Source organism: Pseudomonas sp. AP19, assembly GCF_001728855.1.
Classification (GTDB): domain Bacteria; phylum Pseudomonadota; class Gammaproteobacteria; order Pseudomonadales; family Pseudomonadaceae; genus Aquipseudomonas; species Aquipseudomonas fluorescens.
In genome coordinates, this window is record NZ_LXJP01000001.1 from 141602 (window position 1) to 165598 (window position 23997).

At 62.6% G+C, this 23997-nt stretch carries 26 protein-coding genes; 3 read left to right on the forward strand and 23 right to left on the reverse strand.

Annotated elements, in window-relative coordinates; all coding sequences use genetic code 11:
* Positions 1 to 106: 106 nt before the first annotated feature.
* Positions 107 to 1333 (reverse strand): MFS transporter, encoded by a 1227-nt coding sequence (locus A7D21_RS00640; RefSeq protein WP_222944631.1) that lies wholly within the window; start codon positions 1331 to 1333, stop codon positions 107 to 109.
* A gap of 172 nt (positions 1334 to 1505) precedes the next feature.
* Between A7D21_RS00640 and A7D21_RS00645 the strand changes: the two genes are divergently transcribed.
* Entirely contained in the window at positions 1506 to 2399 is an 894-nt protein-coding gene (locus A7D21_RS00645; RefSeq protein ID WP_069550852.1) for a LysR family transcriptional regulator, read from the forward strand.
* A 290-nt stretch (positions 2400 to 2689) separates the two neighbouring features.
* On the opposite strand, the gene A7D21_RS00650 is transcribed toward A7D21_RS00645, so the two are convergent.
* Genes A7D21_RS00650 through A7D21_RS00745 form a run of 20 tightly spaced genes read right to left on the reverse strand, consistent with a single transcriptional unit; the run spans position 2690 to position 19947 of the window.
* Positions 2690 to 3139: a hypothetical protein gene (locus tag A7D21_RS00650; RefSeq protein ID WP_053253962.1), complete on the reverse strand. Its 450-nt coding sequence runs from the start codon at positions 3137 to 3139 to the stop codon at positions 2690 to 2692.
* A 26-nt stretch (positions 3140 to 3165) separates the two neighbouring features.
* Positions 3166 to 4392 carry a beta-ketoacyl-ACP synthase gene (locus A7D21_RS00655; protein ID WP_053253963.1) on the reverse strand — a complete coding sequence of 409 codons (1227 nt, stop codon included), beginning with the start codon at positions 4390 to 4392 and terminating at the stop codon, positions 3166 to 3168.
* Positions 4392 to 5120 carry a 3-ketoacyl-ACP reductase FabG2 gene (locus A7D21_RS00660; protein ID WP_069550853.1) on the reverse strand — a complete coding sequence of 243 codons (729 nt, stop codon included), beginning with the start codon at positions 5118 to 5120 and terminating at the stop codon, positions 4392 to 4394. The genes A7D21_RS00655 and A7D21_RS00660 overlap by 1 nt, the downstream gene beginning before the upstream one ends.
* Entirely contained in the window at positions 5117 to 5578 is a 462-nt protein-coding gene (locus tag A7D21_RS00665) for a hotdog family protein (RefSeq protein ID WP_053253965.1), read from the reverse strand. Before A7D21_RS00665 ends, A7D21_RS00660 begins: the two co-directional genes overlap by 4 nt.
* The gene (locus A7D21_RS00670) at positions 5575 to 6741 is read right to left on the reverse strand and encodes a beta-ketoacyl-[acyl-carrier-protein] synthase family protein (protein WP_069550854.1); all 1167 of its coding nucleotides are present in this window, start codon (positions 6739 to 6741) and stop codon (positions 5575 to 5577) included. The genes A7D21_RS00665 and A7D21_RS00670 overlap by 4 nt, the downstream gene beginning before the upstream one ends.
* Positions 6738 to 7220: a hypothetical protein gene (locus tag A7D21_RS00675; RefSeq protein WP_053253967.1), complete on the reverse strand. Its 483-nt coding sequence runs from the start codon at positions 7218 to 7220 to the stop codon at positions 6738 to 6740. Before A7D21_RS00675 ends, A7D21_RS00670 begins: the two co-directional genes overlap by 4 nt.
* Positions 7217 to 7951: a class I SAM-dependent methyltransferase gene (locus A7D21_RS00680; RefSeq protein ID WP_053253968.1), complete on the reverse strand. Its 735-nt coding sequence runs from the start codon at positions 7949 to 7951 to the stop codon at positions 7217 to 7219. Before A7D21_RS00680 ends, A7D21_RS00675 begins: the two co-directional genes overlap by 4 nt.
* A complete protein-coding gene (locus A7D21_RS00685) occupies positions 7948 to 9195 on the reverse strand; it encodes an NAD(P)/FAD-dependent oxidoreductase (protein WP_078827646.1) in 1248 nt (415 codons plus the stop codon). Before A7D21_RS00685 ends, A7D21_RS00680 begins: the two co-directional genes overlap by 4 nt.
* A gap of 33 nt (positions 9196 to 9228) precedes the next feature.
* Entirely contained in the window at positions 9229 to 11541 is a 2313-nt protein-coding gene (locus tag A7D21_RS00690) for an MMPL family transporter (protein WP_069550856.1), read from the reverse strand.
* The gene (locus tag A7D21_RS00695; RefSeq protein ID WP_053253971.1) at positions 11531 to 12121 is read right to left on the reverse strand and encodes an outer membrane lipoprotein carrier protein LolA; all 591 of its coding nucleotides are present in this window, start codon (positions 12119 to 12121) and stop codon (positions 11531 to 11533) included. Before A7D21_RS00695 ends, A7D21_RS00690 begins: the two co-directional genes overlap by 11 nt.
* Positions 12118 to 12543 carry a thioesterase family protein gene (locus tag A7D21_RS00700; RefSeq protein WP_069550857.1) on the reverse strand — a complete coding sequence of 142 codons (426 nt, stop codon included), beginning with the start codon at positions 12541 to 12543 and terminating at the stop codon, positions 12118 to 12120. The genes A7D21_RS00695 and A7D21_RS00700 overlap by 4 nt, the downstream gene beginning before the upstream one ends.
* Entirely contained in the window at positions 12536 to 14077 is a 1542-nt protein-coding gene (hutH, locus tag A7D21_RS00705; protein ID WP_053253973.1) for a histidine ammonia-lyase, read from the reverse strand. The genes A7D21_RS00700 and hutH overlap by 8 nt, the downstream gene beginning before the upstream one ends.
* Entirely contained in the window at positions 14061 to 14996 is a 936-nt protein-coding gene (locus A7D21_RS00710) for a glycosyl transferase (RefSeq protein ID WP_069550858.1), read from the reverse strand. Before A7D21_RS00710 ends, hutH begins: the two co-directional genes overlap by 17 nt.
* Positions 14993 to 15727, reverse strand: coding sequence for a glycosyltransferase family 2 protein (locus tag A7D21_RS00715; RefSeq protein ID WP_053253975.1), 735 nt, complete (start codon positions 15725 to 15727; stop codon positions 14993 to 14995). Before A7D21_RS00715 ends, A7D21_RS00710 begins: the two co-directional genes overlap by 4 nt.
* On the reverse strand, positions 15720 to 17390 hold the full coding sequence (locus tag A7D21_RS00720) for an acyl-CoA synthetase family protein (RefSeq protein ID WP_069550859.1): 1671 nt from the start codon (positions 17388 to 17390) through the stop codon (positions 15720 to 15722). The genes A7D21_RS00715 and A7D21_RS00720 overlap by 8 nt, the downstream gene beginning before the upstream one ends.
* Positions 17387 to 17932 (reverse strand): hypothetical protein, encoded by a 546-nt coding sequence (locus A7D21_RS00725; RefSeq protein ID WP_053253977.1) that lies wholly within the window; start codon positions 17930 to 17932, stop codon positions 17387 to 17389. The genes A7D21_RS00720 and A7D21_RS00725 overlap by 4 nt, the downstream gene beginning before the upstream one ends.
* Positions 17929 to 18183 carry an acyl carrier protein gene (locus A7D21_RS00730; RefSeq protein ID WP_053253978.1) on the reverse strand — a complete coding sequence of 85 codons (255 nt, stop codon included), beginning with the start codon at positions 18181 to 18183 and terminating at the stop codon, positions 17929 to 17931. The genes A7D21_RS00725 and A7D21_RS00730 overlap by 4 nt, the downstream gene beginning before the upstream one ends.
* Positions 18184 to 18192: 9 nt before the next feature.
* On the reverse strand, positions 18193 to 18462 hold the full coding sequence (locus A7D21_RS00735) for a phosphopantetheine-binding protein (RefSeq protein ID WP_014716603.1): 270 nt from the start codon (positions 18460 to 18462) through the stop codon (positions 18193 to 18195).
* Positions 18440 to 19252 (reverse strand): 1-acyl-sn-glycerol-3-phosphate acyltransferase, encoded by an 813-nt coding sequence (locus A7D21_RS00740; protein WP_053253979.1) that lies wholly within the window; start codon positions 19250 to 19252, stop codon positions 18440 to 18442. The genes A7D21_RS00735 and A7D21_RS00740 overlap by 23 nt, the downstream gene beginning before the upstream one ends.
* Positions 19228 to 19947 (reverse strand): beta-ketoacyl synthase chain length factor, encoded by a 720-nt coding sequence (locus A7D21_RS00745; RefSeq protein WP_053253980.1) that lies wholly within the window; start codon positions 19945 to 19947, stop codon positions 19228 to 19230. Before A7D21_RS00745 ends, A7D21_RS00740 begins: the two co-directional genes overlap by 25 nt.
* A gap of 337 nt (positions 19948 to 20284) precedes the next feature.
* On the opposite strand from A7D21_RS00745, the gene A7D21_RS00750 reads away from it, so the two are divergent.
* Together A7D21_RS00750 and A7D21_RS00755 are read left to right on the forward strand one after the other, a co-directional pair.
* Positions 20285 to 21055, forward strand: coding sequence for a ParA family protein (locus tag A7D21_RS00750; protein WP_053253981.1), 771 nt, complete (start codon positions 20285 to 20287; stop codon positions 21053 to 21055).
* A 477-nt stretch (positions 21056 to 21532) separates the two neighbouring features.
* Positions 21533 to 21760 carry a DUF6124 family protein gene (locus tag A7D21_RS00755; protein ID WP_069550860.1) on the forward strand — a complete coding sequence of 76 codons (228 nt, stop codon included), beginning with the start codon at positions 21533 to 21535 and terminating at the stop codon, positions 21758 to 21760.
* Between the two features lie 130 nt (positions 21761 to 21890).
* On the opposite strand, the gene trxC is transcribed toward A7D21_RS00755, so the two are convergent.
* Together trxC and selO are read right to left on the reverse strand one after the other, a co-directional pair.
* Complete coding sequence (trxC, locus tag A7D21_RS00760) at positions 21891 to 22325, reverse strand: thioredoxin TrxC (protein ID WP_069550861.1); 435 nt, start codon at positions 22323 to 22325, stop codon at positions 21891 to 21893.
* 194 nt (positions 22326 to 22519) lie between these two features.
* The gene (selO, locus tag A7D21_RS00765) at positions 22520 to 23983 is read right to left on the reverse strand and encodes a protein adenylyltransferase SelO (protein WP_069550862.1); all 1464 of its coding nucleotides are present in this window, start codon (positions 23981 to 23983) and stop codon (positions 22520 to 22522) included.
* Positions 23984 to 23997: the final 14 nt, after the last annotated feature.

The following is a 23997-nucleotide window of genomic DNA, read 5'->3' on the forward strand; positions in this document are numbered from 1 at the left end:
AATGTGGGAGCGGGCTTGCTCGCGAATGCGCAGTGTCAGTCGATAAATTCGTCACTCAAGCACCGCCTTCGCGAGCAAGCCCGCTCCCACATAAAGCAGGACCGCGTCAGGCCTTTACATTCCCCAGCGGCGGCAACTTCGCCAGCTTCAGCGCCACCAACAGCGCGCCAATCAGCAACGCCACGATAAACCCGCCAATCCCATTCCACCCGGCAAAGTGCCAGAAGAACCCGCCTGCCGTACCGGCCACACTCGAGCCTACGTAGTAGCAGAACAGGTACAACGACGACGCCTGCCCCTTGGCTTTCACTGCGCGACGGCCGATCCAGCTGCTGGCCACCGAGTGGGCGCCGAAGAAGCCGAAGGTGAAGATCAGCATGCCCGGCACCACCAGCCACAGTGGGCTGAACAGGGTCAGGACCATGCCGGCGAGCATCAGCACGATGGTGCCCCACAGCACGCGGCGACGGCCGAGGCGATCCGCCAGGGAGCCAATTTTTGCCGAGCTGTAGATGCCCGACAAATACACCAGCGACAGCAGGCCAACCACCGCCTGGCTCAATGCATAGGGCGAAGCCAGCAGGCGATAGCCGATGTAGTTGAACATCGTCACGAACGCGCCCATCAGCAGGAAGGCTTCGAGAAACAACCAGGGTAAGCCTGCGTCCTTGAAGTGCATGACGAAGCCATCCACCAGGCTGCGTGGCTTGAGGCTGCTGGCGCGGAAGTTGCGTGATTCGGGGAGGATTTTCCAGAACACGGTGGCTGCGATCAGCGCCAGGGCGCCGATGATCAGCATTGCGGTGTGCCAACTGACGAAGTCGATCAGCACGCCGATGATCAGGCGCCCACTCATGCCGCCAATCGCGTTGCCGCCGATATACAAGCCCATGGCGAGGCCGATGTGTTGCGGGTGGATCTCTTCGCTCAGGTAGGTCATCGCCACGGCGGCCAGGCCGCTCAATGACAGGCCCACCAGTGCGCGCATCAGCAGAATCCCTTCCCATGTCGGCATCAAGCCGCTGGCGATGGTGGCCAGTGCCGCGCAGAACAGCGCGGCGACCATCACCGGTTTGCGCCCCAAGGTGTCGGAAATCGGGCCGGTGATCAGTAAGCCCAAGGCGAGCATCGCCGTCGAGACAGAGAGAATCAGGCTGCTTTGCGCGGCATTGATGGAAAACTCGTGAGACAGCGCCGGCATCATCGGCTGCACGCAATACAGCAGGGCAAAGGTCGCAAACCCGCCGGAGAACAGCGCCAGCACCGTGCGCATGAACATCGGCGTGCCTTTCTCGATGAACACCTCGTTGAGCTGGGCCACCACCTCATCCAGGGCGGTAGGCGGGGCTTCTTGAGCAAATGGAGCAACAGCAGATTTCACGGGGACCTCGGCGAGGGAAAGCCTGCCAGGACTGGCAATGCAAAAAAGAATATAGCTGCCTAATGATTCTTTCCAATATATTGTTCGACCTGTTTGATAGCTTTTACGACCTAATGAGGTTTGCATGGAATTGCGTCACCTGCGGTACTTCATCGCCGTCGCCGAAGAACTGCATTTCGGCCGTGCCGCGCAGGTACTGGGCATCTCGCAGCCGCCGCTGAGCCAGCAGATTCAGGCGCTGGAGCAACAGGTGGGCGCGCGTTTGTTTGAGCGGACCAATCGTCGGGTCGAGTTGAGCGAGGCCGGGCGGTTGTTCCTGCACGAGGCGCGGTTGGTGCTGGCGCAGGTCGATAAAGCCGCCGATGTGGCGCGGCGCGCGCAGTTGGGTGAGCTTGGCGAATTGAAGATCGGCTTCACCTCGTCGGCGCCGTTCAACGCCAGCATCCCACAGGCGATTTTTGCGTTTCGTCAGGCGTTCCCGGCGGTCCACCTGAATTTGCAGGAAATGAGCAGCACCGAAGTGGCCGAGTCGCTCGTCGATGAGTCGATCCAGGTCGGGCTGATGCGCCCGTTGCCGTTGCCGGACTCGTTGAGTGTCATCGAGCTCATGCGTGAGCCGCTGGTCGCCGTCCTGAACGCCGGGCACCGCTTGGTGGAAGGCAGCGAGCGCGGCTTGTACCTGGCGCAGCTGGCTGAAGAACCGTTCGTGTTTTTCCCTCGCAGCTACGGCAGCGGCCTCTACGCACAATTGCTCACCCTGGCGCGTGACGCTGGCTTCAGCCCGCACTTCGCCCAGGAAGCGGGCGAGGCGATGACCATCATTGGCCTGGTGGCGGCAGGCTTGGGGGTGTCAGTGTTGCCGGCGTCTTACCAGCGCATACGCATTGATGGCGTGGTGTATCGCACCTTGCTCGATCAGGACGCCGTGACGGCCGTGTGGCTGGTGCAACGCAAAGGCGCGCAAACCCCGATGGCCAGGGCGTTTGTGGAGCTTCTGACGCGCAAGGCGGCGATGTAGGGACTGTCAGTAACGCAACCGGCTTAGTCATTCGCAAGAATAAAGCGGCGGTGCGCAGTGCGCTGGGGGTGCGATGAAGTGGATCAGAGCTGAGCGGCGCTTTGCCACCGATTGCAGGCGAGCTGTTTTCAGGCAGACTGGCCGAGTTCCCGAAAGGGGCTTGTGAGACTCTGAGGATCCTGGGCATCCAGCCATCGCAGAGCCAGGCAGGACGCGGCGATGACACGCCAACCTATTTGTGAAGAGGGCGCCGAAAGGCGCCCTTTGTCGTTTCTGACGGGCTGACGCTCTCAGTTCTGCTTCGCCGTCCCCGGCTGCTCAAACAACTGCGCCGCCGAACCCGGCACATTCGCACCACGGCTCTGCAAGCCCGCCATGATGTCGCGGTCGAGCATGCTCACCCAGCGGTTGTAGTTGCGGTGGATCTTGCCGTCCTTGTAGCCCAGGTCGCGGCTGTCGCGGTAGGTGATGGCGTAGCTGTTGCGGGTGTAGCGAATGTCGATGGCCGCGTAATACTGGTTACGCACAGTGATCTCGGCCTGCACCAGGTGCGGGCCGAAACGTTGCACGGTCCACTCGCGTTTTTGCAGGGCTGCGACAATCACCTGTTTCATGGTTTCTTCGCCGACCTGGGTCGTGGCCGGCAGCTCGTGCTGGGTGTTCAGCACCGGTTTGCTGGTGCAAGCGGCGGTGCTCAGCAGGGCCAATGTGATCAGGGTGGCGCGCAGCAAGGAAGACATTCCGTTTTCTCCAATCGATTAAAAAGTCAGGACCAGCGGCGAAAAATCAGCGAGGTGTTGACGCCGCCAAAGGCAAAGTTGTTGTTCATCACGTAGTCGTGGTGCATCTCGCGAAAGCCACCTTGCAGGTAATCCAGCTCGCCGCATTGCGGGTCGACACTATCCAGGTTGAAGGTGTGCACGTACTGGTCGCGGTTCATCATTTCGATGCTGAACCAGGACTCCAGCGCCCCGCACGCACCCAAGGTGTGGCCGAGGAAGCTCTTCTGCGAGCTGATGGGCATACGGCTGCCGAACAAGCTGTGGGTGGCCAGCGTTTCGGCGATATCGCCTTGATCGGTCGCGGTGCCATGGCCGTTGACGTAGCCGATGGCGGAAGGCTCCAGCCCGGCATCTTCCAGGGCCAGCTCCATCGCGCGGCGCATGGTTTTCTGCTCCGGGCGGGTGGTGTGCTGGCCGTCGGCGTTGCTGCCGAAACCGACAATCTCGGCATGGATATGCGCGCCACGCGCCAGAGCGTGTTCCAGCTCTTCCAACACCAGCATGCCGCCGCCTTCGCCTATCACCAGGCCATCACGGCCACTGTCATAAGGGCGCGGGCTGGTTTGTGGGGCATCGTTTTTCAGGCTGGTGGCGTACAGCGCATCAAACACCATGGCTTCGGTAGGGCACAGCTCTTCGGCGCCGCCCGCGAGCATCAACGGCAAGCGGCCGAACTTGATGGCCTCATAGGCATAGCCGATGCCCTGGCTGCCGCTGGTGCAGGCGCTGGACGTGGGAATCAAGCGCCCGGTGAGGCCAAAGAAAATGCTGATATTCGCCGCCGTCGTGTGCGGCATCATGCGCACGTAGGAGTTGGCGTTCAGCCCTTCGGCCACCGAGTTCAGCAGCATATTGCCGAACGCCTTGATCTCATCGGTGCTGCCGGTGGACGAGCCGCAGGCCACGCCCATGCGCCCGTCCTTGATCGACTCGTCGCCGAGCAAGCCGGCATCCTGCAACGCCTGCTCCGCTGCCCACACAGCCAGGCGCGACACGCGGCCCATGCTGCGCAGTTGCTTGCGTGTCCAGTGAGCGGGCACCACGAAATCGTCGATCGGCCCGGCCAGGCGCGTGTTCAATTCGCTGAAACGGTCCCACTCGTCCATGCGCCGAATGCCGCTGCGGTTGGCGCGAAAGTTGGCCGCGATGGTGTCCCAGTCGCTGCCCAGGGAGGTCATGCCGGCCATGCCGGTGACAACGACGCGCTTCATCAGCACAGGCCTCCGTTCACCGCCAGGACCTGGCGGGTGATATAGCCGGCTTCGGCCGACATCAGGAAATTCACGGCGCCGGCGACTTCTTCCGGCGTGCCCATGCGCTGTGCGGGGATCATCTTCATCAGCTCTTCCACCGGCACGTTTTCATCGAGCATGGCGGTGTCGATCAAGCCGGGCGCCACACAGTTAACGGTGATCTTGCGCTTGCCCAGCTCGATGGCCAGGGCTTTGGCCGCACCGATCAAGCCGGCTTTCGAGGCGCTGTAGTTGACCTGGCCACGGTTGCCGATGAGCCCGGAAACCGAGGTAATGCAGACGATACGGCCCGCTGCGCGACGACGAATCATCGGCATCATCACCGGGTGCAAAACGTTATAGAAGCCATCCAGGTTGGTGCGCATCACCACGTCCCAATCGTCTTCCGACAAGGCCGGGAATGCGCCGTCGCGGGTCAGGCCGGCATTGAGCACCACGCCGTAATAGGCGCCATGTTGCTCCACATCGGCTTCAAGGATTGCTTTGCAGCTGGCACGGTCCGCCACATCAAATTGCAGCACCCGCGCGTTGCGGCCCAGGGCTTGGATCTCGACCTGCACCGCATCGGCTTCGACGCGACCACTGCGGCAATGCAGCACGATGTCATGCCCGGCCTGGGCCAGGCGCAGGGCAATGGCGCGGCCGATGCCACGGCTGGAGCCGGTGACCAGTACGGTTGCAGTCATGGCGTTTCGTCCTTCGATTCATCTAAATAGTGGGTCGCCTGGGGCGGTCGAAATACGTTCAAGCGCGCGCTGGCCTGGATACCGTCACCGCTGAGGTGGCATTCGAACACACCCATGCCGTTGTCGTCTTCCAGGGAGCGCAGGCCGTGGATGCGCAGTTCGGCGCCGGCCGGGAAGCATTCCACGTTGCACTCGAACTTACGTGTGCCCAACAGGAAACCCAGTTCCACGGCTTCGCCCTTTTGGCGGGCGCGGCAACCGGCATAGGCCGCGACGCTTTGCGCCATCAGCTCGATTCCGACCCAGGCCGGCAGGCTGCCGTCCGGGCGGTTGAACAGGCCGCCGGGCTTGACGGTGGTGCGGGTGTGAACCTGTTCTTCATCGAACGACAGCACCTGGTCAATCAGGATCATGTCGCCCGCGTGAGGCAGCAGTTCGGCGAGTGGCCAATCGATCATGGGGCCTCTGCGATAATCAGGCTGACGTTATTGCCACCGAAGGCAAACGAGTTGCTCATCAGGCAGCGTTTTTTCAAGGTGTCGCCAGGGTGCGCCCAGTGCAACGTGGGTAACGCCGGGTCGGCCTGGCCGTCCCACACGTGCGGCGGCACCCGGCCGTGGGTCAGGCTTAGCCAACAGAACGCCGCTTCCAGCGCGCCGGCCGCACCGAGGGTGTGCCCGCTCATGGGTTTGGTCGATGAGCAGGCAACGCCTTCGGGGAACAGGCTGGCGACAGCGAGGCTTTCCATGGCGTCGTTATGATGGGTCGCGGTGCCATGCAGGTTCAGGTAACCGATCTGCTCAGGCGCCAGTTTCGCGCTGGCCAAGGCCTTGCGCATGGCCAGCAGTGCGCCTTTGCCGGTGGGCTCGGGGGCGGAGATATGATGTGCATCGCAACTCGCGCCGCTGCCGAGCAAGGCAATCGGCGCGGGCGCTTTGGTCATCAGGAACAGCACCGCGGCTTCGCCGATATTGATGCCGTTGCGGTTCACCGAAAATGGGTTGCAGCGCTCACTGGAGACGGCCTCCAGTGAGGTAAAGCCGTTCAACGTCAGCTTGCACAGGCTGTCGACGCCGCCGCAAATCACCGCGTCGCACGCGCCCAGGTCCAGCAGGCGCTGGGCACTCATCAGCGCGCGGGCGCTGGAAGTACAGGCAGTGGAAATCACATAAGCCGGGCCGCTCAATTGCAGCCAGTCGGCCAGGAAGTTCGCTGGCGCGCTGAGTTCCTGTTGCTGGTAATCGTAGTCGCCGGGGAACTGCTGGTCGCGCAGGTAGTGCGCGATGCCACGGCTGGCTTCGTCGATGCCCGAGGTGCTGGTGCCCAGTACCACGCCGACGCGGGAAGCACCGTAGGTGTGGATCGCCTGGCGGATCTCAACCTCGATCTGCAATGCCGCTTCCAGCAGCAACTGGTTATTGCGGCTGCTTTGCTGGTTCAACTCAGTCGGGATGCTCGCCAGTTGCCAATGCACACCCGCCACCGGCACCACACGTTCCGGCACCCAGCCACTTTCGGCGCGCATGCCGGAGCAGTCGCCGGCGAACAAGCTGCGGCTGACCTCGGACGGCGTGCGCCCCAGGGCGCAGATCACGCCGAGCGCATTGAGATAAGCCGTCATCGGGCGACCCCAAGCGGCGTGACGCGGTAGCTCAAGGATTGGCCCGTCATGTTCACGCTAAACACCTCGGAAGACTGATACACGATTTGCCAATGGCCTGGCAGCGTGCGTGTGAGGTCCATGGCCTGGGCACTCGGGTAAAGCGCGCGCACGTCATCGGCCGAGGTCAGGGCAAACAGCAAGGCGGCAAACAGCTCGCGTGCCTGCGGGTTGGGCGGCAGCAAGCCATCGGCCTGCCACTGGCCATTGATCAGCTTTTGCCGGGCCTGGGGAATGCCCAGTGGGTCCATCATCGACCAGCGAAGGGCAGCGCCTTCGCGCTGGATCACCAGCAGCCAGTCCTGGCTCTGGCCGCCCGCCCGGCGCTGCACGTGCAGTTGCATCGGCAGGCTCAACACCGGCGTTCTCTCGGGCAGCGGCGGCTGGCTGGCGCAGGCGCTCAGCAGCAGCAGGCAACCGATCAACAGCAGGCGGATCATGGTGCCGCGCTCACTGGCGGTTTACGTGCGACGCAGTTGACCAGGGTTTCTTCACGCTGGCCCACCGGCGGCGGGTTACGCAGGCCCCAGCGCTCCAGCAGGCCGAAATCGCTCGAACGGCTCCACCACAAATACGGGTAGGAAACGTTCTGCGGGCCAAACTCAAAGCCCTGCTCGCGGAGCATCGCTAGGTACTCTTCGGCGCTTTTCTGTACGTGCATCGGGTGGCGGAACAACCAGCGAATCACCCAGGTGTCGATATAGGCTTCGGTGGATTCGGCAAACAGCAAATAGCCGCCCGGCTTGAGCACGCGGTAGAACTCCTTCAGTGCGCGATGCTGTTCGACCAGATGGTGGAACGTCTGGTGGCAGAACAGGATGTCGACGCTTTCATCCGGCACCTCCAGGGTCGCACAGTCGCTGCCGATCAACTCGATGGCCAGGCCTTGGCGCGCGGCTTCGGTCTTGCTCAATTCCAGGCTGTGGAGGTCGGCATCCAGGCCGATCAGGCGCTTGGGCGCGAATGCGTGCTGCAGCAGCTTGAAGGATTTGCCCTGGCCACACCCGGCGTCCAGCAACACTGGCGCCACGGGGAGTGGCTCGCTGAACAGGCCGCGCAGGTCGTTGATCGCTACGCGCAGGACGTGGTGCTGCCAAGTGTGGCTGCGCAGGAACCAGAAGCCGAACTTGGTTTCTTCGACGTAGTTCTTACTCAAATACTGACTGCTCATACCGGCTCACTCGCACAAATCTCCGACAGCATCCGCAACCGCCGCTTGGGCTCGCTGACAAACGGGTTGCGTTCATCCCACGCATAACCGGCGAGGATCGCGCTGATCATCCGACGGATCTCCGGCGAACTGCCGGGGTGGAAAATCACGTCCTGAAAGGTCCCGGCATACCAGCCTTCGACGTAGCAGCGGAAGGTGTCGACACCGCGTTTCAGCGGTTCGGCAAACTCGGTTTGCCAGTCCACGGTCTCGCCCTTGAGTTGGCGATGCAGCAGCCCTGCGGCCATGCTTGCCGAACGCATGGCGATGGTCACGCCGGAGGAAAACACCGGGTCGAGGAATTCTGCGGCATTGCCCAACAGCGCAAAGCCCGGGCCGTGCAGGGTTTTGACGTTGGCCGAATAGCCGCCGATGGTGCGCGCAGGGGTATCCCAGACGGCGTTTTGCAACACGCCGGACAGGCTTGGGGTTTCGTCGATAAACCCGCGCAGGCACGCGTCGAGGTCGCCGTCGCGGCCGTCGAAATGCGCCTTGGCCGCGACCACGCCCACCGAGCAGCGGCCGTTGCTGAACGGGATGGTCCAGAACCAGATATCGCGTTGGGTTGGGTGGGTGGTGACAAGAATTTTGCTGCGGTCGAAGCCCGGGTGCTCGATATGGTCTTCAACGTGGGTGAACACCGCCTGGCGCACCGGGAAATTCGACGGTGCTTCAAGGTCCAGCAGGCGCGGCAGCACCCGGCCGTAACCGCTGGCATCGAGCACGAATTTGGCCTTGAGGTGGTATTCGCTGCCATTCTCGCGGCGCACATGCAGGTAACGGCTTTCGCCGGTGAAATCGACGCCGATGATGGTTTCGCCGTAGCGGATGTCCACGCCCTGCAAGGCGGCCTGGTCAGCCAGCAATTTGTCGAATTCGCCCCGCTGCACCTGGAAGGTGGTGGGCTTGCCGTTGCTGAACGTGTCACCGAAATCAAACGCGCTGTAACGCTCGCCCCAGGCGAATGCGGCCCCGGTTTTTACCTGGAAACCCGCGGCCTGCACGGCGTCGAGCATGCCGGCTTCTTCGATAAAGTCGATGCAGTGCGACAACAGGCTTTCGCCGATCGAGAACCGTGGGAAATGCTGACGCTCGATAATCAATACATCATGCCCGTTACGCTTTAACAGCGCAGCGGCGATGGCACCGGACGGGCCGGCACCGATCACCACCACCTGGCGACGTTCCATTTCAACTATGGGCACGAGGGCTCCTTGCCACTTTGGCGATAATCACATTCATAAGGCGTGCTTCCGATGGCCGGCCCAAGGCGCCAGCATAAAACTGAAAGCCAGGCCCAGGCTGACCGACAGGCCGAAATTACTCACGGCCGGTGTACTTGACACGGCCAGCAGGCCAAACGACAACCAGGTCGTCAGCGCCGCCAGCAGCGTACCTAAAAGACTCACGGCGGCGCCGCCGATCTGCTCACGCATCAAGATGGCATAGTCGACACTGATGGCGGTGACCAATAGCAGGCCGAACAGGCTGAACAGCGTCAACGGCTGGCCCAGCCAACCCAGGCTCGCCAGGCTGCACAGCGCCGCGAGCAGTGGCAGGGCGACGATGCGCAAGGCACCGCCAACGCCGAACGGCAGGATCAGCAATACGACGATCAGCACGCATGACATCAATTTTAATTCCGCCGCGCTGATCTGCGTGTCGGCGAACACCCGGTTCAAATCCCCCAGGCGATCCACCAGTTGCACGCCGGGCAAGTCCAGCGCCTGCACGCGCAGCAGCGCCGGGTTGTTCAAGCCTTGCAAGCTGACCATCGCGGCCACGCCGCCGTCTACCGGGCCGAGCCACAGCGTGCGCCACGGTTCTGCCAACGGCCCCACCAGTGCCGCGTCGATGTCTTCGGTGGGCAGGGCTTTCAGTTGCGCGACTTCAGCCTGCAGGGCGCTGGCGGGAACGCCGAGGTCCAGCAGCGGCTGCCAGTGTTGCGCGAGTGCGTCCAGCGCATCACGCAGTTGCTGCTGCTCGGCAGGCTGGCTGACCAGTTGGTTGAGTGCCAGGTAGCCTTGCAGCTTGTTCATGTTCACCAGTTGATCCAGGCGTTTGCCTAAGCTGGCCTGGCGTTCCAGCAACTGCTGCTGGTTGTCCGCACGCACCAGGAAGAACTGGCTGGTGGGCTGGAACCCGGTGATGCGCGCCACCGCCTGGGCCTCTTGCAGCAGTTGCGGCGGGGCACCGATCCATTGGCGGATGTCGTTTTTGCTGTTCAGTTGCCACAGGCCACCGGCGCAAAACAACAGCACCCACGCCAGCAAAAACGGGCTCGGTACACGCTTGATCAGCGACGCACGCAACAACCACAGGCATTCGGCAATGCGCAGCGGCCATTGCGCCGGGCGCAGTTCGAGGCCCTTGAGCAGCGCGGGCAGCAGGCACACGGCCGAGAGGTAGGCGCCGACCAAGCCTGCGGCGGAGAACACCGCGATTTGCGTCAGCGCCGGAAAGGGCGTCCAGGCCAGCGCCAGGTAGCCGATGCAGCTGGTCGCCAGGCTCAGGCTCAGCCCCGGCAGGGTCAGGCGCAAGGCCGGCCAGCTGCGCCACGGCTGCAGGCTCCAGCTTTTCGACAGGTAGTGCAGCGGGTAATCCACCGCCACGCCGATCAGGCTGGAGCCGAGCACCAGTGTCATCACATGCATATGGCCGAACAGCGCCACACAGGCCACCGCGCCAAACAGCATGCCGACCAGCACCGGCACAAACGCCAGCAGCACGCGCCAGCGGCGGAACGCCAGGAGCAACAGCAGCAGAATGCCAAGGGTCGCGCCACCGCCGACCCAGGTAATTTCGCGGGTGGCCTGCTGCTGCCCGTTGGCCGCATAGAGCAAGCCGCTGGCGGCGAGCAATTGCGCGCCTTGCTCGCTGGCCTGCGCGCGGCTGGCCTGGAGCAACGCCGCCACTTGCAGCGGCAGCTTCATGTCAAAGGCATTGCCGGCGGTGCGCGCACGCAGCAGCACCCAGCTTTTGCCATCGGCGTCGGCGATCAACGCGCCGCTGCCGATATCCAGTTGTACCGAACCGTGTTGCGGCTGGCTGTTCTGGATGCGCCCGGTGAGGCCCAGCCAGTCATCCTGGCTCGGCACCAGGCTGAACCCGGTGAACGGGTCGAACAGCGCTTGCACGCGTTGCTGGATAAACGCGTCGGGGTGCTCGATCAGTTGTTCGCGGTCTTTGGCCGAGAGCATCGCCAGTCGCCCGCGCAGCAGTTGCTCACGCAGCGCTGGCAAGTCGGCTTGCAGGTTCCACTGCACTTTTTCAAACAGGCCACTGGCTTGCCAGCGCTCGCCCAGTTGCTGTGCCACGGCCACCGCTTGCTGGCGGTCGGTATGCCCCACCAGCACCAGCATTTCGCGGTTCAACGGCGCTTGCATGCGCTGCTCGGCTTTCAGCTCGAGGGCATCCGGCGTGTTGCCGGGCACCAGCTCCATCAAGTTGGCCGACAGCGGCGCGCCATGACGCCATTGCCAGCCGGCCAGGGCCAGCACGGCCACCAGCAGGATCAGGAACAGGCGTGGCAGCAGGCGCTCACTGGGCAAAGTCGTGTTGCTCCGCGTCGCTCAACGGTTGGCTGGCCGTGCTGTCTTGCATGCGCAGCACGGTGCTGTCGCCTTGGGTTTCGAGCAATTCGATGGTGTTCACCAGCTCGCCACCGTCGATATTGATCTGGGTGAAGACCTGCTTGAGCAGCAGTGAACGTGGGGTCAGCGTCAGCTTCCACTGGTTGGCTGCGCCTTGCAGTTGCAGTTCGAAGTCGCGCTGCAAGCCGCTGCTGTCGCCCTGGAGCACGGCGAGGAACAGGCGATTCTGCTCGGCGCCGGCGCTCTTGTTCGGCAGCAGTTGCCAGCCGTTAGCGTCACGCCGGGCAATGCCCTGGGCGCTGATGCGGTAGTCCTGTTGCAGCGGGGTTTTCAGCAGCCACAGCAGGCCGTGGTCTTTGGCGAGCACGAAGGTGCCTTTGCTGACCAGTGGCTGCGGCAGGGCGCGCAGGTGTTTTTCCTGGATGAAGCTGCCGTGGATCACCGAGGGTTTGGCCAACTGGTCGCTGAGTTGTTGCAGGTCAAACGCATGGGCATTGAGGCTCAGCATCAAGCTTGCAAACAGTATTAAAACTCTCATGCCAAAGCCCTTTCGACGGCGTCGGTGAATATTTTCGGCGAGGCCAACTGCATCTCGCGGCTGGCGATTTCTACGGCCACTTGCACGGTGCTGGCGCGGGTCAAACGTTCGCCGCTGGCAAGGTCACTGATCAGGTAGTTCACCTTCAAACGGTTCTCCCATTCCACCAGGCTGGCGCGCACATTAATGGTCTGGCCAAAGGTGGCGCCGCGCACGTAGCGCAGCTGCATGTCGATCACCGGCCAGGCATAACCCGACTCAAGCATTGCCGTGTAGTTGTGGCCGATCTTGTCCAGCAGCGCGCAGCGCGCCACTTCCAGGTACTTCACGTAATGCCCGTGCCACACCACATTCATGGTGTCGATATCGAAAAACGGCACGAGGATCTCGGTGTCGCAATGCAATACGCCCTGGCTACGCATGCAGCCTCCAGTGTTGCTCGGCGATACGTTTGAGGCACAGGCGCAGTTCGCCTTCCAGCGCGCGGTCTTCGATGACCGGCGGGAAGTCCTTGGCCAGCTCTTCATGCATGGCGGCCAAGGCTGGCGGCAGCGCGCGTGCATCGTCAGCCTGGGCGCGTAGCCACACACCCTGGTTAGCGGCGAGCAGGGTCGCGGCGGCAACCTGTTCGGTCAGCTCCAGCACGCGGATTGCATCGCGGGCGGCGATGGTGCCCATGCTCACCTTGTCCTGGTTATGGCATTCGGTGGAGCGCGAGAACACGCTGGCCGGCATGGTGTTTTTCAGCGCTTCGGCGGTCCAGGCGCTGGTGCCGATCTGCACGGCCTTGAAACCGTGATTGATCATCGCGCGGTCGGCCGGGGCGCCGGACAGATTGCTCGGTAGGCCGTGGTTGTAACGCACGTCCACCAGCAGTGCGAGCTGGCGGTCGAGCAGGTCGGCAACGTTGGCCACCAGGGTCTTGAGGCTGTCCATGGCGAAGGCGATATGCCCGCCGTAGAAGTGCCCACCGTGCAGCACGCGTTCTTCTTCGGCGTCGATGATCGGGTTGTCGTTGGCGCTGTTCAGTTCGATTTCGATAAACGAACGCAGCCAGTTCAGGCTGTCGGCCAACACGCCAAGCACGTGCGGCGCGCAGCGCAGCGAATAGCGATCCTGCAGGCGGTGCAGCGGTGCGGTCGGCGCATCAATCGCCAGGTCCTTGCGCAACCAGGCAGCGACTTGCATCTGCCCGGGGTGCGGCTTGGCGGCGAACAGGCGCTCGTCGAAGTGTTCCGGGTTGCCTTGCAGCGCCACCACGTTCAACGCGGTGATGCGTGTGGCCAGTTGCAGCAGGTAGTCGGCACGGGCGAAGGCCAGGCAGGCGAGGCCGGTCATCACGGCGGTGCCATTCATCAATGCCAGGGCTTCCTTGGGGCGCAAGACCAGCGGCTCCCAGCCCAATTCGTGGTGCACGTCGGCGGCCTGGCGGCGTTCACCTCGGAACATCACTTCACGCTCGCCGGACAGGGTCGCAGCGACGTACGACAGTGGGGTCAGATCACCGCTGGCGCCCACCGAGCCTTCTTCCGGGATCAGCGGCAGCACGTCGTGTTCAAGGAACGCATGCAGGCGCTCCAGCAACTCCACACGCACTCCGGAAACACCGTGGCACAACGACTGTAGACGCGCCGCCAGCACAGCCCGCGTGGCTTGGGCGTCAAGCAACTTGCCCAGCCCGCACCCGTGGAACGTGTACAGGTGACGCGGCAAAGCCTCGACGTGCTGCAACGGTACCGCCACCACGCAGGAGTCGCCGTAGCCGGTGGTCACGCCATAGATCACGCCTTCCTTGTCCAGCAACGAGTCGAGAAACTGCGCGCCCTTGGCAATGCGCTGGCGATAGGCGGCATCATCCTGCAATTGCGTGGGCACCTGACGGTTGGCCAGGGCCAATACGTCTTCAATGCGCAAAGCGTGTTCGCCAAAGGTTACCGGCTCAAGATGCGTCGTCATCGGTCTTCCAGAAAGGGTAAAAGTTGAACCATTGTTGGGGCGCTTCCAGGCAGAACTGGCCCAGGCGTGCAGCGTAGCGTGCGGTCCACAGGGCAATCACCTGCTCGCGGGTGCTGCGCTTCCATTCGATCAATGGGGTGAACGGCTCGATGGTCAGGCGATAGCGGCCGTTGTGTTTCAGGCACATCAGCAGGTTGACCGGGCATTTCAACAGGCCGGCCAGCAGCCACGGGCCTTGGGGGAAGGCGGCGTCATGGCCGAGGAAATCCACGCGGACCTTGCGCCCGCCGTGCAGCGGCACGCGGTCACCGGCAATCGCCAGCCACTCGCCGTCGTCCAGGCGCTGGCTGAGCAGCAGCATGGTCGCCGGGTCCAGCTCGCTGACCTGGATCAGGCGCAAATGGGTCGCCCCGGCTTCGCCCAGCAGGCGGTTGAAGCGTTCTGCGTGCTTGGTGTGCACCAGCACGTTCATGGTGACTTGCTCACCGATCTCGGCCAGCGCACGGCAGACTTCGAGGTTGCCCAAGTGTGCGCCTACCAGCATCTGCCCGCGCTCGCCGCGCAGTTGCCCACGCAATTGCGCGGGGTCGTTAATTTCGATTTGTTCGATGCGCAGCTTGCCGTTCCACACGTCGAGCTTGTCGAGCAGGGCGTCGGCGAAGGCCATGAACTGCCCGAACACACGTGTGTGGCTGGGCCGCAACGCAGCGCGCCCGCTCCAGTCGGCCAGGCGCTGCTGGTATTCCCAGGCACTCCGGCGTGCCGTGCGGCCGAACAGGAAGAAGTACAACACGATGCCGTACAGCACCGGGCTTAGCAGGCGGCGACCGAGCAGCTTGGCGGCGACGGCGGTGAGCTTCATCAGCCAGAAGCTGCCGCGCTCCTCACGGTCGGCCCAGTGTTTGCTGCTGTCGCTCATGCTTGCCACCGACGCCACAGGATCATCGGCGCGCGCACCAACATGCCGAAGAACAGCCGCGTGTGCATGGCCGAAATGCGCACGTTGTCGCGGAACAACCGGAAGTGCGACAAGCCGTCGGCGGGGTAATGCACGTGGGTCGGCAGCCAGCGCATCGGCTGGTTACGCCAGGCCAGGCGCACCAGGATGTCCGAGTCGAAATCCATGCGTGTGCCAATGTAGGCTGAGTCCATCAACGCCAGGGTGGGCGCCAGCGGGTACACGCGAAAGCCACACATCGAGTCGCGAATCTGCAGCGACAAGGTATTGATCCACACCCACACATGGGTCAGGTAACGTGCGTACAGGCGGCCCTTGGGCACGCTCTCGTCGTATTCCGGGTAGCCGCAGATTACCGCGTCCGGGTGCATGCGGGAGCTGTCGAGGAAGCACTCGACTTCACGCAGGTCGTGCTGGCCGTCGGCATCCACTTGCAGCGCGTGGCTGAAGCCCAGGCGCGCGGCCTCACGGAAGCCGGCCATGACCGCGCCGCCCTTGCCTTGATTGTTCGGCAGGGTCAGCAAGGTGACGTTTTCAAGTGTCGCCAATTGCGCCAATACCGCTGCGCAGGCCGGGCTGCTGCCGTCGTCGACCAGCAGGCACGGCAGGCCACTGTTCAACAGGCTCTGGACCACGGCCGGCACGGCGGCTTCGTGGTTGTAGACCGGGATCAGGGCGCAGGGGTTATGCATGCGCGGTCACCAGTTGAATGCGACCGCTGGAGCAGGCTGCGACGCCGTTGCGGTAGGCGAAGTACAGCTTGCCGCGTTCCGGGTCAAAGCGCAGGTGCAGTTCAATCTGGTCGCCGGGTCGCACCAGTTGCTGGAACTTGAGCACTTCCATGCCGGCAAAGGTGGCGGGCAGGTCGAGCAGTTGCTGGCCGAGGTTGAACGCCCACTCCACTTGCACCACGCCAGGCAGCACCGGCGTGACCGGGAAGTGGCCGCTGAAGTAGGCCAGGTCCGGCGGAATGTTCAGTTGCACGGTCCATTCGCCATCGACTTCGACTTCCTCCAGCACTTCCGGCGCTTTTGGCCGTGGTGCCAGCAGCAGCGCGGCGACGTCGGCCTGGGGCAGTTTGCCTTGGGCATTAAGCGGCAATTGGCGCAGCAAACGCCAGCGGCGGGGCAGGGCCAGCGCTTCGCAATGTTGGCTCAGGTGTTGGCGCAAGGTTTGGGTGACGGTGCGGCGGCCCTGGTTGCGCAGGGCATGCAAGCCCTCGGCACTGAGCACCACCAATGCGCCGAGTGATGCGCGGTTTTCCTGCACCACGCCCATCCGGGTGTCGGCGACCCAGTCATGGGTCATCAGCGCCTGTTCCAGCATGGGCAGTGAGATACGTTTTTCTTCCAGTTTGACGATACGGTCCAGGCGCCCCAGCAGCTCGAAACGGCCATCGGAATGGATGCGCGCAGCGTCGGCAGTGTGTTCGATATGCCCGGCGGGCAGGTACGGTGAGGCGATGCGCAGGGCGCCGTCGGTGTCCTGGCTCAGTTGCACGTCGGCAAACGGCTGCCAGGGTTGGGCGCCCTGGCGCCAGGCGATGCCACCGGTTTCCGAGCTGCCGAGGATTTCCGTCGGCCATTGCTGCAAGCGGTCGTACAGGCTGCCGGCAGCCTCCACGGGCAACGCGCCGCCGGAAGAGAACACCCGCGCCACGTGGCTCAGCGCGGGCCAGTCAAGGTTATCGCCCATGCGCTTGAGCAACGCCGGGCTGGCGACCCAGGCAAATTGCGGGTGCTCACGGCTGGCGCGCTGCATGTCTTCGGGGAAGGCCAGTTGTTTGCGCACAAAAGTGCGACCGGCGCACAGCGGCCACAACACGCGAAAGAGCAAACCGTAGATGTGCTGGGTGGCGACGCTGCCGATGATGCAGGCGTCTTTGAGGTCTGCGCCCCAGAGGTTTTCCAGGGCCTGGACTTCATTGGCCAGTTGGCGCAGGGTCTTGTCGATACGCTTGGGCTCGCCGCTTGAGCCGGAGGTGCACAGGCTGAGTTGGCAAGTATCCAGATCGAGCGCGGCGGGGCGCAATGGCGCCTGATACAACCCGTCGAGATCGGCGGCTTCAACCAGCCAGGCGTCGACGGCCTTGTCCCAGCGTTGGCGCGTCTGGGGTTGCAGGTCGGCGGGCAACAGCACACTGACCCCGGCTCGCCAGGCGCCCAGCAGGGCAATCGCCAGTTGGCCGGCGTCTTCAAGGTGCACCGCCAAACGCTGGATACCTCGCGCTTGCAGGCCCGCCGCCAGGCTCAGGGCTTGGGCGCACAGTTGGGCGTGATTCATCGCAGGCTCGGTGGTGATCGGCCGTTGTTCCAGCGGCTCAAGCAGCACGTGCTCAAGTTTCAACCCATTCATACGCGGCCTCGAACCCTTTGTCGTACCAGCCATTCCACGGCAAACAACAGCCCCATCAGCCCGTAGGCGATCAGCCCGTTGTACAACGTCCACCAGCTCAACGGCGCCCACAGGGTGAGCGCGGCGGCGAGCAGGCCATTACACAGAAAAAACACACTCCACACCACGGTGACCTGGCGGGTATACACAATCGCTTCGGGCGGCAGCTGTGGCTCGGTCATGCGTGCCAGGCGTTCGACCATCGGCGGGCCATATTTCAGGCTCAGGCCAAACAGCGCCAGCATGAACGCGCTGACCAGGCTCGGGTACCAGCGCAACAGGTGCGGGTTGTCGAACCAGGCCAGCAGCAGGCAGAACAGGATCACCGCCACGGCCATCCAGCGGCTGCCGGGGTGGCGCGCACCGGTCAGTGCCCGCAACAGCCACAGGCTGCCCAACAGCAAGCCGAATTGCCAGGGTGCAAAGTGTTCGGTGCCGTAATACACCGCAAAGGGGTACAGCAGCCCCGCCAGCAACAGGCCAAGGCCGATCAAGCGTCTCATGCGGCGGGCGTGACCAGACGGTACACCGCCTCAACCACGTCATTGACGGTGCGCACCGCCTTGAATTCTTCGGCGGCGATCTTCTTGCCGGTCTGGCGCTTGATATGGTCGATCAGGTCGACGGCATCGATGCTGTCGATTTCCAGGTCCTGGTAGAGGTTGGCGTCGAGGGTGACGCGTTCCGGCGGCAATTCAAACAGTTCCACCATGGCGTTGCGCAGGGTGTTGAAAATATCGTCACGAGTTTGCATGGTCCGGTCTCAAGCTGCCTGTCTGGCCGTGACGAACGCCGCAAGGCTGGCCACGTTGGTGAAGTGATTGCGGGTGTCCTTGGCGTCGGCATCAATCTTGATGCCGTACTTTTTCTGAATCGCCAGGCCCAATTCCAGGGCGTCGACTGAATCCAGGCCCAGGCCTTCGCCGAACAGGGTTTGTTCGCTACCTATGTCGTCGACGCTGATGTCTTCCAGGCCCAGGGCCTCGATGATCAGTGTCTTTATGTCGTGCTCAAGGCGGTGTTGGTCGCTCATCTTCGGCGAGCTCCTTAATGAAATAGTCATGCAGGTAATCGTTGAGCTTGCGTGAAGCCTGGGGCGCAGGCCCAAGTGCGGCAAACGCTTGTGGTTCTATATCGGCACCCACCCGCAAACTGAAGTGCACGCGGCATTTGGGGATGCGATACCAGGGTTCGGCCTTGGTCAGGGTCGTGGGGCTGACCTTGATCACCACGGGGGTGATGATTGTCGCACCCCTCAGCGCAATGGCGGCGCCCCCGCGATGAAAGGCGGGCATCGCGCCGGGTGCGGTGCGGGTGCCTTCGGGAAAGATGATCAGCGTCTGGCCTTCGCGCAGGGCATCGGCGGCGGCATCAAGCATTTCGGCGCTGCCGTCATTGCTGATATAGCTGGCATCACGCACCGGCCCACGGGTAAAGGGGTTTTGCCACAGGCTCTGCTTGACCACGCAGTTGGCCTGGCGCACCAGGCCGATCAAAAACACCACGTCGATCAGTGACGGGTGGTTGGCAATGACCATCTGGCCGGGGCGGCCGAGTTTTTCTGCGCCTTCGACGCTGTAGGTCAGCACGCCGGCGCGTTGCATCAGGCAGATAAAGAACCAGAACAGCTTGCTGATGGTGTGACGGGCGCGGCGCTGGTGTTTTTCAGCGCTGCCCGGCAGGCAACCGAGCAAGGGGAACACCAGCAGACGCAGGCACAGCCCGCCGACGCCGAACAGGACGAAGCTGGCGGCGGTGGCGAACAGGCGCCAGTAATAGGCGTCCCGTGGCTTGTCGGTCATGGCTGGCGTTGCCAGTTCCATACGCGGTTCTTCCAGGCATGTTGGCAGGCGGCCTGATCAGTGAGCAGGGTGCGCAGCAGGTTCAGGGCATGGGGCCACTGGGTTTGACTGAGTTGGACAGCGCCGCTGTTTAGTTCCAATCGCCACTCGTCGCCCGGCGTCAACAGCAGGCCGAGTGCGTAGGGGAAGGGCACGTCAACAATCCAGTTGGCGTAGGCCGCGGGTGGCTGTTCTTCGGTAATCACCAGCAATACTGCCGGGGCGCCTTCGTTGAGCAGCGCGGCGGCTTCGAGCATGCCGTGTTCCAGGCCGTCGCCGGCAGCCGCGAGGGCGGTCATTTCGCTGGTTTCATTACGCAGGATCGACCACAGGCCAATCACCGCGTTATGCACCGACAGGCTGAACTGGGTGGGCGACAGTGGCTGCTCGTTGGCCAGGTCGCTGAGGATGTCGAGGGTGCGCGGGGTTTCGCCGTGCCGGGAGATAAACACCAGCGGCAGGTCTTGCAGGCCCTCGGCCAGCGGCCAGCCCACGCTGAACGCCATGCGCGCCAGTCGGCTCAGGCGGCGGCGCTGCATGGCGGGCAGGAACGCCACATCGGGGGATGCATCGCTCGCGGGTAGCACCACAGGGGCCTGGCACCAGGCGTGCCAGTCGTGCGCACTCTCCAGGCCAGGAGCCCAGGCGCGCCATTGGGCGATATTGAAAGTGATCACTGAGAAGTTATCCCGCCCCTGCGGGCTTCCATGTGCGGCCGTTGGCCCCGAATACCGGGACAGGGAACAATGGCCGAATGGCGCGCATTATCCCGGTGCTGCGGGGTTCTAGCAAACTTTGGTAAATAATTGTTCACGGCTTATTACAATTTCCTGGAAAGGATTTACACATTGTCCTTTACCTGAAGCCAGGAGGATTGTCGGACTATTCCTTTTAATGTGTCGGGGCTCGGCAGAATCTGGCCCCGCGATGCAGCAGTGCATGGATGAACGAGGTAGCTAACAGGCGCTTTTGCCCTCTACACTCGGACATTCATTGATACACGGAGGTTTTTCCATGCGGCGTGTGGTGTTCAATCAGAAAGGTGGCGTTGGCAAGTCCAGCATCGCCTGCAACCTGGCGGCGGTGAGCGCCAGTGAAGGCTATCGAACCCTGTTGGTGGACCTCGATGCACAGGCCAACTCAACCCAGTACCTCACTGGGCTGACCGGCGACGATATCCCGATGGGCATTGCCGAATTCTTCAAGCAAACCCTGTCTTCCGGGCCGTTTTCGAAGAAAAATCGCGTGGATATCTACGAAACGCCGTTCGATAACCTGCATGTCATCACCGCGACCGCCGAGCTGGCGGACCTGCAGCCCAAACTTGAAGCCAAGCACAAGATCAATAAGTTGCGAAAGCTGCTGGACGAGCTGAGCGAGGATTACGACCGGATCTATCTGGATACGCCGCCAGCCCTGAATTTCTATGCGGTTTCGGCGCTGATTGCCGCTGATCGTGTGCTAATCCCCTTCGATTGCGACAGCTTCTCGCGCCAGGCGCTGTACGGCCTGTTGGCGGAAATCGAAGAATTGAAGGAAGACCACAATGAAGGCCTGGAAGTGGAAGGCATCGTGGTCAACCAGTTCCAGGCCCGTGCGAGCTTGCCGCAGCAGATGCTTGATGAGCTGATTGCCGAAGGCCTGCCGGTGCTGCCGGTGTACCTGGCCAGCTCGGTGCGCATGCGCGAGTCGCACCAGGAGAACATGCCGCTGATCCACCTCGACCCACGGCATAAGCTGACGCAACAGTTTGTGGCGTTGCATAACTTGCTGGAAAACGCCTGATCCTTGCCGTCACCGCATAACCTGTGGGCGTTGGGTTGCCTGCGATACAGGCGACCCGGTCTGTCAGGCACACCGAGGCGATGCCATCGCAGGCAAGCCCGCGCCCACATTTGTTTTTGCATTCCTGTAGGGGGATTTGGATGGGGCCCACATAGGCTGTAGGAAGGGTCTGGCAAACGGGGGTGTGCCTTGTATCGTTGCCTACAGGTAAGCCAGAATCCGCCGGCTTGTGCGTCTGGATGGGCGTCTCTAAGGTTCTTCGGTCGCTGAATGTTCAGCGGTCGGGTTTAGTAGCCCGAAGAACGGCGTAAAGTGCACGAGCTTCATCTAGCAGACTTTTGTCTGTGTTTGATGGTGGCTGTGCGTAGGGCATCTTCGGGTGCGCCGGCTTTGCGTTGTTCCCCGGTCTACTAACCTGCGCACAGCTGCCACCCTCGTTTAGTAGCGAGGTAAGGACGGCCCACTCCGGGAATAACGATGAAAACTAGTAATCTTTACAGCATTACCCCCAACCTCCCCACCGAAACCCTCGTGCTCAACAGCTACGAAACCTTTTCTTCCGTGCGCACCCTATTGCTCAATCTGTCCAACAACCTCACTGGCGAACACCGCGACGTGGCCCTGGCCATCCATCAATTGAGTGAGCTCGGCGTAATGCTGGTCGGCCAGATGATGGACCGCGAATCCCCCGTAGCCTCAAGGTAAACGCGGACAAAAATGTGGGAGGGGGCTTGCTCCCGATAGCGGTGTGCCCGTCACTGCATACATTGACTGACCCACTGCCATCGGGAGCAAGCCCCCTCCCACATGGGGCGCGGTGCTCGCGAAATCCGAATTACACGCCCTGGCTACGCAACCAGCTCATCAACTGCGGCAACGGAAACGCCCCACTCTGGCGCGCCACTTCGCGACCGTTCTTGAACAGAATCAAACTGGGTATCGAACGAATCCCCAACTGCGCCGAGAGCTGCTGATTGGCTTCGCTGTCCAGCTTGGCCAAGCGACACGTGCCTTCCAACTGAGCGGCTGCCTGTTCAAACACCGGCGCAAAAGACTTACACGGCCCACACCACTCGGCCCACACGTCCACCAGCAGCGGCAAGTCGCCTTTGATCTGGCTGGCGTAGTCGCCTTGTTTCAGCTCAAAAGGCGTGTTCAACAACACCGGCTGCTTGCACCGCCCACATTTCGGCGCATCGCCCAGGCGTTCGCCGGGGATGCGGTTGAGGCCGTTGCAATGCGGGCAGGGGATGACAAGCGGTTCGGACATGGTGGGCTCCTTGGTATGGCCAATGGAATGTATTTGGAGCCAAGTCCAGGGTTTATCAAGCTGTGAAGGCGATGTCTCATCCACTCACAGTTTGCCGATGCTGATGTGAAACCCAGTACCCAGGCTGTTGGAGCGTGTGCTGTGTTGCTGGCCGACCGATTTGGGGTGTCAGTGGAAACCTTTATCCAGGGGTTTTATGACGAACAACTAATCTCCAAATGCTTGCCCCAATCCGGCGGCCGCTGGGCGTACTGCTCCATGCCCGGCTGTTCGTCGAACGGTTTGCTCAGCACGTCATGCAGCCGCCTGACTTCGCTGTAATCGCCTGACTCGGCGGCGGCGATGGCGTTCTGCGCCAGATAGTTGCGCAGGATGTACAGCGGGTTGACCGCATGCATGCGCTCGCGGCGCTGCACGTCGCTGCACTCCCCATCCCGGGCAACACGGGCTTTGTACAGCTCAGCCCAGGCATCGAACCCGGCCAGATCGACAAAGTCATCACGCAGCCGCGCCACGGCCAACGCCGCTGACTCATCGCCCAGGCGCCGGAAGAACAGCGTGTAGTCCACACCGCTGTTCTGCATCAGTTTCAGCAAGCGTTCCACCAGCTTCTGGTCATCTTCTTCGGCAGTGGTGAGCCCCAACCGGCGGCGCATCAAGTCCAGGTAGTGCGCCTGATACAGCGGCAGGTACAGGCCCAACGCTGCCTTCAAGGCGTCAACGCTGATGAACGGCGTGAGCGCCTGGGCCAGCGCACTCAGGTTCCACTGCCCGATCGGCACCTGGTTGCTGAAGGAATAACGCCCTTCATGATCGGAATGGTTGCAGATGAAGTGCGCGTCAAAATCGTCGAGAAACGCAAATGGCCCGAAGTCGAAGGTGATGCCCAGGATCGACATGTTGTCGGTGTTCATCACGCCGTGGCAGAAGCCATAGGCCTGCCATTTGGCGATCATTTCGGCATTGCGTTCGACGATTTCGCGGAACATTGCCAGGTACGGCTCGGGCTGTTCACGGCACTCGGGGTAGTGCAGGTTCAACACGTGTTCGGCCAGTGCTGCCTGCTGTTCGGGCTTCTTGGTGTAGTAGAAGTATTCGAAATGCCCGAAGCGGACATGGCTGTGCGCCAGGCGTAACACCATGGCGCCGCGTTCCTGAGTCTCGCGCCACACCGGGGTGCTGGAGCCGACCACGCACAACGCGCGGCTGCTGGGGATGCCCAGCGCGTGCAGGGCTTCGGAAGCGAGAAATTCACGAATCGAAGAACGCAGCACCGCGCGACCATCGCCCATGCGCGAGTAAGGCGTCATCCCCGCGCCTTTGAGGTGCAAGTCCCAATGCTCGCCAGCCTCGTTGTACACCTCACCCAGCAACAACCCACGGCCATCACCCAGTTGCGGGGTGTAGCCGCCAAACTGATGCCCGGAATAGACCATCGCCCGTGGTTCCGCTTCGGCCCACAGCGTGTGCCCGCTGAAAAGCTCGGCGAACACCGGCGTTTCGGCCACCGCCGGGTCGAGGTCAAGCAGTGCCATGGCGGCATTGCTCGCCACCACAAGGCGCGGCTCGTCGAGGGGGTCGGGCAGTACGTGGGTTGAGAACGCGTCGCCCAGGCGTGCGAAGCGGTTGTCGAAGGTCAGTTCGTCGAGGGCTTTCACCGGCCATCTCCAGC

Excerpts from the sequence above, each read along its gene's own strand:
- A7D21_RS00645 (WP_069550852.1), top strand. The coding sequence starts at position 1,506 with ATGGAATTGCGTCACCTGCGGTACTTCATCGCCGTCGCCGAAGAACTG.
- A7D21_RS00650 (WP_053253962.1), bottom strand. The coding sequence starts at position 3,139 with ATGTCTTCCTTGCTGCGCGCCACCCTGATCACATTGGCCCTGCTGAGC.
- A7D21_RS00655 (WP_053253963.1), bottom strand. The coding sequence starts at position 4,392 with ATGAAGCGCGTCGTTGTCACCGGCATGGCCGGCATGACCTCCCTGGGC.
- A7D21_RS00660 (WP_069550853.1), bottom strand. The coding sequence starts at position 5,120 with ATGACTGCAACCGTACTGGTCACCGGCTCCAGCCGTGGCATCGGCCGC.
- A7D21_RS00665 (WP_053253965.1), bottom strand. The coding sequence starts at position 5,578 with ATGATCGATTGGCCACTCGCCGAACTGCTGCCTCACGCGGGCGACATG.
- A7D21_RS00670 (WP_069550854.1), bottom strand. The coding sequence starts at position 6,741 with ATGACGGCTTATCTCAATGCGCTCGGCGTGATCTGCGCCCTGGGGCGC.
- A7D21_RS00675 (WP_053253967.1), bottom strand. The coding sequence starts at position 7,220 with ATGATCCGCCTGCTGTTGATCGGTTGCCTGCTGCTGCTGAGCGCCTGC.
- A7D21_RS00680 (WP_053253968.1), bottom strand. The coding sequence starts at position 7,951 with ATGAGCAGTCAGTATTTGAGTAAGAACTACGTCGAAGAAACCAAGTTC.
- A7D21_RS00695 (WP_053253971.1), bottom strand. The coding sequence starts at position 12,121 with ATGAGAGTTTTAATACTGTTTGCAAGCTTGATGCTGAGCCTCAATGCC.
- A7D21_RS00700 (WP_069550857.1), bottom strand. The coding sequence starts at position 12,543 with ATGCGTAGCCAGGGCGTATTGCATTGCGACACCGAGATCCTCGTGCCG.
- hutH (WP_053253973.1), bottom strand. The coding sequence starts at position 14,077 with ATGACGACGCATCTTGAGCCGGTAACCTTTGGCGAACACGCTTTGCGC.
- A7D21_RS00710 (WP_069550858.1), bottom strand. The coding sequence starts at position 14,996 with ATGAGCGACAGCAGCAAACACTGGGCCGACCGTGAGGAGCGCGGCAGC.
- A7D21_RS00715 (WP_053253975.1), bottom strand. The coding sequence starts at position 15,727 with ATGCATAACCCCTGCGCCCTGATCCCGGTCTACAACCACGAAGCCGCC.
- A7D21_RS00720 (WP_069550859.1), bottom strand. The coding sequence starts at position 17,390 with ATGAATGGGTTGAAACTTGAGCACGTGCTGCTTGAGCCGCTGGAACAA.
- A7D21_RS00725 (WP_053253977.1), bottom strand. The coding sequence starts at position 17,932 with ATGAGACGCTTGATCGGCCTTGGCCTGTTGCTGGCGGGGCTGCTGTAC.
- A7D21_RS00730 (WP_053253978.1), bottom strand. The coding sequence starts at position 18,183 with ATGCAAACTCGTGACGATATTTTCAACACCCTGCGCAACGCCATGGTG.
- A7D21_RS00735 (WP_014716603.1), bottom strand. The coding sequence starts at position 18,462 with ATGAGCGACCAACACCGCCTTGAGCACGACATAAAGACACTGATCATC.
- A7D21_RS00740 (WP_053253979.1), bottom strand. The coding sequence starts at position 19,252 with ATGGAACTGGCAACGCCAGCCATGACCGACAAGCCACGGGACGCCTAT.
- A7D21_RS00750 (WP_053253981.1), top strand. The coding sequence starts at position 20,285 with ATGCGGCGTGTGGTGTTCAATCAGAAAGGTGGCGTTGGCAAGTCCAGC.
- A7D21_RS00755 (WP_069550860.1), top strand. The coding sequence starts at position 21,533 with ATGAAAACTAGTAATCTTTACAGCATTACCCCCAACCTCCCCACCGAA.
- trxC (WP_069550861.1), bottom strand. The coding sequence starts at position 22,325 with ATGTCCGAACCGCTTGTCATCCCCTGCCCGCATTGCAACGGCCTCAAC.